Origin of the sequence: Variovorax glucosi, assembly GCF_051216695.1 — a bacterium.
GTDB lineage: Bacteria > Pseudomonadota > Gammaproteobacteria > Burkholderiales > Burkholderiaceae_C > Variovorax.
The window spans coordinates 1-1,085 of record NZ_JBPJZE010000332.1; the positions used below are offsets into that span (position 1 = coordinate 1).

Annotated in this window: 1 protein-coding gene; it reads left to right on the top strand. The window is 71.3% G+C overall.

Going from position 1 to position 1,085, the window contains the following annotated elements; genetic code table 11:
- Positions 1 to 58: 58 nt before the first annotated feature.
- Positions 59 to 1,085, top strand: a 1,027-nt coding sequence (locus tag ACSFA3_RS25395; protein ID WP_435508099.1) for a VanW family protein, incomplete at its 3' end; no start/stop codon positions are given.

Sequence of the window (1,085 nt, forward strand, 5' to 3'; positions counted from 1 at the left end):
ACATCGACGAGCGCATCGAAGCCGACCTCGGCCAATGGCGCAAGCGCGGCCCCTCCGCGTGAGCGTGCAACAGGCCTGGCAGCCGCCGCGCCGCATCGACGCGATCGATTTCTGGCTGCGCTCGCGGCTTCTGGCCACGGCCCATGCGCTGCGCGAGACGCTTCGGCCTTCGGCCCGGCGCTGGCATGACGGCGACAACGCACTGGCTGGCGCGCCGGTGCTCGCGCAATACCGAACCCCTTTGTGGTCCGACGGCCGCGCCGAAGAATTTCCGCTCGTGGCCGGCAAGGTGCAGAACCTGCGCGTGGCGCGGCGCGCCTTCGATGCCATCGAGGTGCCGGCCGGCGAAGTGCTGAGTTTCTGGCGCCAGCTGGGGCGGCCGGGCGCATGGCGCGGCTTCGTGCAGGGCCGCGAACTGCGCGGCGGCTGCGTGGTGCCGACGCTGGCCGGCGGGCTCTGTCAGCTGTCGAACGCGCTGGCCACCGTGGCGGTGCGCGCGGGCTTCGAACTGGTCGAGCGCCACGGGCACACGGCGCGCATCGAACAGGCCGGCGCGGCCGACGGTGACGCGGTCGATGCGACGGTGTTCTGGAACTACGTCGATCTCAAGCTGCGCGCAAAGCATGCGTGGCGGCTTGAGGTGGAGCTGACTGACAGCGAACTGGTGCTGCGCATCCGCGCGCGCTCTCCACTGGCGGCACCGTCCGCTCCTGTCGTGTTGCGGCGCACAAGTGATGACGCGGGCGCTGCGTTGCCGCTGGCGCGCGGTTGCCTGAGCTGCGAACAGACCACGTGCTTTCGCCATCGTCCGCAGGTCGATGTCGGGCCCAAGGGACTCACCGCAGTGCTGGTCGATGGCTGGACGCCGGAGTTCGCGCGCTACCTGCGCGAGAAGCATCCGCACGCGCAGCGCCTGCAGCCGGCGCCGCTGCGGCTTGCGTTCTGGCGTCTGCCCGCGACGGGCTGGCACCGTGAGACGGTAGTGCCCGCGCAAACGCTGTGGGCCGTGAGTCTGTGCCGCACGCTGTGGCAGCGGCTCTGGGCGCGGCATGCAGGCCGGCGGCAGGCGAGCCTGATCGACGGCC